The following is a 6,970-nucleotide window of genomic DNA, read 5'->3' as shown; positions in this document are numbered from 1 at the left end:
GGCCCATGAGCCCAAAACAACGAAGGAGAAACGCAGGACCTTGACCACTACGACCAGCACAAACGATACCTAAAGGCGGGTCACTTCTCGGTGGAAACGCCGGGTCAGCTCTCAGTGGAAATCAACACCCGAGGACAGGAATGAGGGTGGAGAGGTGAGTGCCTTGAGGCGCAGGCCCCCCAACTCACGCCAAACGCAAATCGAGAAGCGGATGCAGCTTCTTGAGATTCGGCAGGGACTTCGCTTGCCAGGGATATTGGTGCGTGCCTTTGACGATGAGCAGCAGGTCGCCCATTTTTCTGGCTTCGATGGTCAATTTGGCGAGGAGATTTATGCCGGAGGAATTGAGGAACTCGAGACCCGTCAGATTGAAAGTTACCTGTTTGTGCCCGTCGTGAAGCAGGCCTGAAATCAATGAATAGATCGGTGCATAGGCGTCGGGTCCGGCCAGCCGGAATACGCCGTCGAAATAGACTTCGTTCTGTTCCGCCCATACACGGAAGTTTTCGTCGCTGATTTCCATTCTTCGCTCACGGATTGGAGGAGGGCGGCATTGCCACGGCTGCAGTCGTCGTCAGGATAATATGCTCATCATTATTCTCTTCGAATGCCCATGCCATTTTTGCGTCGTAATCGCTCAGAAGCGTGAGTAAGCCCAAGCCCGAACCGCTTTCTGTCGATATGGCGTTGGTTTCGATTTGCTCAAGAAGAAGTTCTCCGGGGTCCCTCGATTGGAGGCGATGCAATAGTTGCTGAAAGCGAGCGGATGTCACGCCATCGATCGTGTTCTGCACCCTGATCAAAAACGATCCGTCGAATATGCCGGCTTCGATGAGGATTTCACCAGGCTGTCGAAACTTCACGGCGTTTTCGATCAACTCGTTGCTGAGGTATCCGATGTCATGATGGGCCTGCATATAGCCCTTTCTTGAGCCCGAATAGCGCAGAGCCATGACTTCCGCTATGAAGTCCGAGGTCATTCCGGAGTGCTTCCATCCAAGCTGCAGAGGGCCATCCGTCAAGGTCAGGCGCGTGCCCGAATCCAGACTTATGCCGGCCAAAGATTCGATGCCGTATACCGATGGCCTCATGTCTCACCTATGCCGCACTGCGAGTAGCGTGATGTCGTCGTAAATCTTCTGCGATCCGATAAAGAGCATCAAGGTCGCGACAATTTCAGAAACGACTTTCTCAGCGCTCAGATCCTTCAACCGAACTGCTTCGCCGCACAGGCGTTCCATGCCAAACAGTTCCCCGGCGTCGTTTTCGGCTTCCGTCACGCCGTCCGTATGCAGGAGGATGAGGTCGCCTTTTTCGAACGCGATTTCACGAGTTTTGATGAAGGCCGAGATATCGGCTTCAAGCCCGATCGGTATGCCCAGATCCATCGTGTCGATGCGCTCAACCTCGCCGTTTGCCCGCACGACGACAACTTCCTCGTGTTGTCCCGATAGGATCATCTCTTTTCCGTCGTAGTCAAGAAACGCCAGAGTGAGGTGCTTATCGATTTTCGTCCTGACGATATTTTTAAACAGGGCGCTGTTCAGATCTGTCAGAAATTTCACGGCATCGGTGTTTCCGGCTTCCTGCAGGGCGCGGGCGACGGACTGAACCATCAACATCAATACGCCGCTTTCCAGCCCGTGTCCGGTCACGTCGCCGATGCCGATCTTCAACCGGCCGCCGTTCTTCAATACGTCGTAATAATCGCCGCCGACTTCTTCCGCTGGTCTCATATAGGCGGCGATCTCGAGCGCCTGAAACTGCTCGAGCTCCTGATCCAGCGGAAGCACCATGAGCTGGATCCGCTCGGCGACGGCGAGCTCCGTGCCAAGACGTCTGTTTTCTCTCTGGAGCTGTGCGTTCAGCGTCGAAATCTCTTCCTTTGCGTCTTCGATTTGCGCGGTTCGCTCTTCCACGAGCTGCTCGAGATTTTCGGTGTGATAGCTGATCTCTTCGGCCATCCGATTGAACGCTTCGCCGGCTTCGCCGACCTCATCCTTGCTTGTGATGGCCACTCTGACCGAATAGTCCTTCGCCTGAATCCGCTTGGCGGCACCCGCAAGCGCGCTGATTCCGCCGGTTATACGTTTCGATGCCGCAAATACCGCGATCGTCACGATCAGCAGGGACATCAGGATCGCCAGAATTTGGTAGAGCACGATCCGGTTCGTCGCGTCGGAAATTTTGGCCTGGGCGGCATAGAGCGAGGCATCGATTTCGCGCTCGGGCACAACCACGCCAAGCAGCATCGCCTCTTGCCGAACCGGGCCGCTGACCCAGAGATTGGTCGCAGGCAGTTTCTTGACGATAACGATGTAGGGCACCTCGTTGCCGTCCTGCTGCAACAGCAAATGCTGGATGCCCTGTTCGCGGTCAAGCGCCAGTTTGGCGATCGCCGGCTGGGCGCTGCCCTTCAGCGAGCGCTCCAGGCCGGTCACCCCGGTTCCGCTCGCATCGCTGGCGGACCGCAGACCGAGGGTTTTTTCGCCCGTGCTGTTGATCGCGACGACGTTGCCGTCGGACATGGCGAGAAAGCCGAAGCCGGATTGGGCCACTTTGACATTTTCAACCGTCTGCGCCAGCTGGTCGAGTGTGATGTCGGCGCCGGCCGTCCCGGCGACATCCTTTCTGTCTGCTGTCCAGAGTGGATGAAAGAAACTGACGATCAGCTTTCCGGTGATGGCGTCCGTATAGGGCGCGGTCTGGGTGATATCATCAGCGACCGGCCGCGTCTTCATATCCTTGGCCCAGCCCTGCCAGGACTCGTAAAGTCCGGGAAAAAAGAAGTCCCAGAAATTCGCCTCGTTGTGACCCGGATAGAGGCGGTCGAAGGTCTGAGCCTGGTCTGTATAGGGCGCCGTTCTGAAAATCGGTCGTTCTTTCGATCCGATGTAATACATCTGCAGCTTCGAAGCGCCGTGCTGCAGCAGGCTCGGCGCAACAAGATCCAGAACCGCGCTCGCCTGGATATCGGTCTCGACGTCGGATCTCGGCTTCTGGTCTTGTCCGAGCAAATAACCCCAGACGCTGACGACAGAGACTGAGCCCGGCGCGTTCTGGGACCACTTCCCCTGCTGATCGTAGGAGAGGCTGACGCTGGAGGGAGATGTGCGGGCGATTGCAGCGCCGACGTCCGAATTGCGCGCGGGATCGTCGATCTGCGCCTGGAGCACGCCTGCGAGCGTGCTGACGTCGCTATGAACCTGCCGCAGCAGCAAACTCACCTGTGCCGCGGTCGAGTCGGCGTAGGTGCGGATATATTCCTGACTTGCCGCTTCAAGCCCCTGGCCGACTTCGAGTGTTGCGTCACGCGACAGCCTCTGAACGTTCCAAAGCGCCAGTCCACCGCTGACCAGCAGGTCGAAGAGCACAGCCCCACCGACGACCAGGATGAACTTTGCTCGAAAGCCTATTCCTGCCTTTGTCTTCGGTGATCTCCCATCCATCATAGTGGCTTTCGGCCGGACGCCGCCCAGATCGGCCAGCCCGCGTAACCTTTAGGGTGAAGGGCGGCAAAGACGTGATCCTTGAACCCTTGCCGGAACCTGCGGATAAAATCCAAGGAGTCGCCGCGCCGGACCGCCATCTCACCGGCGTAGACATTTTCCCAGGCTTCGATGATGTCGGCGAAATCCTGGGGATCCCCGTCGAGGTTGGTGACCATGAAGCTATCGACCTTGATGGCGTCGAAGCCGGCGTCGGCGAGGAGATGGCGGCTTTTCGGCCCCATCTCGACATCCATGTCGAAGTGCCTGAACAGTTTGGCGACTTCTTCATAAGTCCATTTTATCGTTTCCGCATGCGGCTCGCCCAGGCAATGCGAATTTTTTTCGTTGGTGATGTAGACGCGGCCGCCGGGCTTGCAGATACGGTAAAGCTCCCGCAGCAGCATCTCGGGACGGTTGAAAATCTGCAGCGAATGTCGGCAGGTCACAAAGTCGAATTGATTGTCTCGAAGCAGCATTTGGGACGCGTCACCATAGGTATACTCTATCCCCTGCAGATCGAAGTCGGCAGCGACCCTGCGAGCATAGTCGAGGCTTCGTACGGAATGATCGAGCGCGACAAGGCGCGCCGGTTTGAATTCCCGTTGAACCAAGGCGGCGAAATCACCAATTCCGCAACAGATATCCGCCATGGCAAGGCCGTTGCGCAAACCGTGGCGCGGCAGCAGTTCGCGCTCGTGCCTCCATGTCATTTTCGTCTGGGTGCGGAGAATGGGAATGAAAGTCTCATCCTCGACGAAGCTTTGGCCCGGGTAAAAGGATGAATCGTAGACTTCAACCGACAGGTTTGGTTGCGATGCCGCCAACGTCTGGAACAACGAGGTAGACCAGGCCACCACGCTGGAGGTGATGATCACAATTCTCCGTTCCGGCCTGGTCAGGCAGCTTGCCGTCAGTATATCGGACAGGGCTGAGAAAGCCGTCATGTTGATGTGCGTCAGCCGTTTGACGTTCAGGTAAACGACGCCGCTGTATTTTTCCAAACTCTGCCGCACCAGCTTGAGGGCATCGGCAATCTCGGTTGCACTTTCGGGCCGCATCTTGCCAGACAGCAACAGCTCCTGATTTGTCGGATCAAAACGGACGGTGAAGGGGTGGGCAAGCAGGTTCATTGGAAGTCCTCGGCCGAAGGGAAATCCGCAATGATTTGAATCCCCTGCGCACCGTCTTTCTCAATTCGGATCGCGGCCCGGAATAGGGTTGCCAAATCTCTGAGCAAAATCGTCCCATCGGACTTCATGACCAAGTCGGACCCGGCATCCGCGACAGGTTGGCGTGCACTGGATCTCGCACCCGCGTGCTCACGGCCAAATGCCTCCTCGCAGGCAAACGCAATCCTCAGCCGGTTGAACGTTGCGCTCCGATAGAGACTGAAGCTGATCCTTCCCGGCTCGCCCGTCGAACGGAAAGCAAGTTCAATGAGCTCGTTGGCCGCGACGGAAAGAAAATTCGAATATCGAGCCGGATCGCTGTGGCCCTGGCCGAGAATGTCTGAGAGATATTCGGTAATCCTGTCGCAAAACTGCCATCGAGATTTGAACATCGCAACGTCCAGTTCCAGCGATGCCATCGGCGCCAATGCAGGGTCATCGAAGCGTGATGCTTCCTTTTCCAATACAGCCTCCATCAGCTTGCCTGGAGCCTAGGGTTGATGCATGCCCTCTCAAAACACGGCAAAAATCGGTTGCCTAACATGGCAGTGCGTGGCTTACGGATGTTTCCACCCGGGTGATGAACTCACTGATCGCCTCGACCGGAAGCGGCCTGCTCACCAGATAGCCTTGAAGCCTGTCGCAGCCGACACTGTGCAACCATTCCGCCTGACCTGGCGTCTCGACCCCTTCGGCCGTCACCTGCATGTCGAGACCATGTGCGAGGTTCACGATGCAGCGGACGATCGTCTGGCTTTTCGGATCGCTTTCCAGATCGGTGATAAAGTACTTGTCGATTTTGATCGTGTCGAAAGGGAAGGTCTTCAGATAGCTCAGGGAAGAATATTCCGTCCCGAAATCATCCAGCGAGATCCGTATCCCCAGCACGTTGAGAGTGTTCAGCGTGTCGATATTGTTGACGGTCCGCTCAAGCAGGACACTTTCCGTTATCTCAAGCTCCAGACGCTCGGGCGGGAATCCGACCAGGTCGAGCGTCTGCGAGATCCGATCCGTGAGGCCGCTGGTCAGAAATTCAGCCGCCGACAAATTGACGGCGACGACATAATTCTCTGGCCAGTTCATCGCCTCGCGGCATGCCTGCTCCAAAACCCACGCGCCTATATCAGGCATCATGCCATCGGCTTCGGCCATCGGAATAAATGCCGCCGGTGGAATTTTTCCAAGCAGCGGATGGTTCCATCTCAGCAATGCTTCAAAGCCGATAACGCAGCCGCCCTCGGCGATGGGTTGGTATTCGACAGAGAATTGCTGTTGGATCAAGGCCATGCGCAGGCTGCGGCGCAGCAGTTCGCGTTGCTCCAGCGACTCAAGCATCGAGGCATCAAACGCGGTTGCTCGACCGCGCCCCTCTTTCTTCGCGGCGTAGAGGGCAAGGTCTGACGCCTTCATAAGCTGCTCCGGATTGGTTCCATCAGGCGGAGCGGTTGATATGCCGATGCTGGCGCCGACAAAGACCGTGATGCCATCGATCGTGAAGGGTTTCTTGAATGCAGCAACCAGAACTTCTGCTAGCCGGTGCGCTTTGGCCGGCTGTCCCAACCCCATGGAAATGACGGTGAATTCGTCGCCAGCCAGTCGATAGGCTCTGTCATCACCGGTCAGGCAGTCTTGAATACGCCGTGCAGCAATTTGGAGAACCTTGTCGCCAGCCGGATGCCCAAGCGTGTCGTTCACGGGCTTGAAATCGTCAAGGTCGAGCTGCATCAGGGATAGGGTCTCGTTCGAGCCTGCGGTCTCCCGCAGCATTTCCGTGAGGTCCTCGCTGAATTGGCGTCGGTTCGGAAGTCCCGTCAGCGGATCGTGGGTCGCCAGATGCAAAAGCGTTGCGCGCTCATCGTCAACAAGCTCCTCGGACCGAACCACGGCAAACAGATCGCCGATCCGATAGATCGTCAGCCCCTGCGACCCAGGCCTGCCAAGATCGCCCGATATCCGCAAAGGCTGGCCACTGTCATCCAATGAGCGGAAAGCGAGCATAACCGCCGATTTGTCCAGCTCTGGAAAATGCTCCCAAAGCGACGCTGCCGGTTTGACGGAAGCAGGCAGCTCATTGCCCAGCAAATTCTCGATGGGATTGAAATCGCGGTCAAAGAACAAAAGCCGGTCGATCGAACTCGAAGCTTTTGACTGTGTTTGTCCGAGGGCCGGGCTGGCCGCACGAATTTTCCGCATCTTCAAGCCTCTCCCAGTCGAATGTCCTTAACCAGATATCGTAGCAAATTAACTGCTGCACAACTTGTGCACGTCAAGATTTACATTAGGCATACCTGATTCACAATCCCAAAAACC

The 6,970-nt window shown here is 56.7% G+C and carries 6 protein-coding genes; all 6 read right to left on the bottom strand.

Annotated features, from left to right (window positions below; all coding sequences use genetic code 11):
- Positions 1-184 precede the first annotated feature (184 nt).
- A complete protein-coding gene (locus GR197_RS19155) occupies positions 185-523 on the bottom strand; it encodes a slr1659 superfamily regulator (RefSeq protein WP_003593689.1) in 339 nt (112 codons plus the stop codon).
- Positions 524-530: 7 nt separating this feature from the next.
- Positions 531-1,091: a slr1658 superfamily regulator gene (locus tag GR197_RS19150; RefSeq protein ID WP_164012298.1), complete on the bottom strand. Its 561-nt coding sequence runs from the start codon at positions 1,089-1,091 to the stop codon at positions 531-533.
- A 3-nt stretch (positions 1,092-1,094) separates the two neighbouring features.
- On the bottom strand, positions 1,095-3,452 hold the full coding sequence (locus tag GR197_RS19145) for a SpoIIE family protein phosphatase (RefSeq protein WP_164012297.1): 2,358 nt from the start codon (positions 3,450-3,452) through the stop codon (positions 1,095-1,097).
- Positions 3,449-4,621, bottom strand: coding sequence for a class I SAM-dependent methyltransferase (locus GR197_RS19140; protein WP_164012295.1), 1,173 nt, complete (start codon positions 4,619-4,621; stop codon positions 3,449-3,451). The genes GR197_RS19145 and GR197_RS19140 overlap by 4 nt, the downstream gene beginning before the upstream one ends.
- Positions 4,618-5,124, bottom strand: coding sequence for a hypothetical protein (locus tag GR197_RS19135; RefSeq protein ID WP_164012293.1), 507 nt, complete (start codon positions 5,122-5,124; stop codon positions 4,618-4,620). The genes GR197_RS19140 and GR197_RS19135 overlap by 4 nt, the downstream gene beginning before the upstream one ends.
- A 73-nt stretch (positions 5,125-5,197) precedes the next feature.
- The gene (locus GR197_RS19130) at positions 5,198-6,853 is read right to left on the bottom strand and encodes a putative bifunctional diguanylate cyclase/phosphodiesterase (protein ID WP_164012290.1); all 1,656 of its coding nucleotides are present in this window, start codon (positions 6,851-6,853) and stop codon (positions 5,198-5,200) included.
- Positions 6,854-6,970 lie beyond the last annotated feature (117 nt).

The organism is Rhizobium phaseoli, from assembly GCF_010668805.1.
GTDB classification, from domain to species: domain Bacteria; phylum Pseudomonadota; class Alphaproteobacteria; order Rhizobiales; family Rhizobiaceae; genus Rhizobium; species Rhizobium phaseoli_A.
Note: the sequence above shows the minus strand (reverse complement) of the source record. Positions and strands in the feature narration are given on the sequence as shown.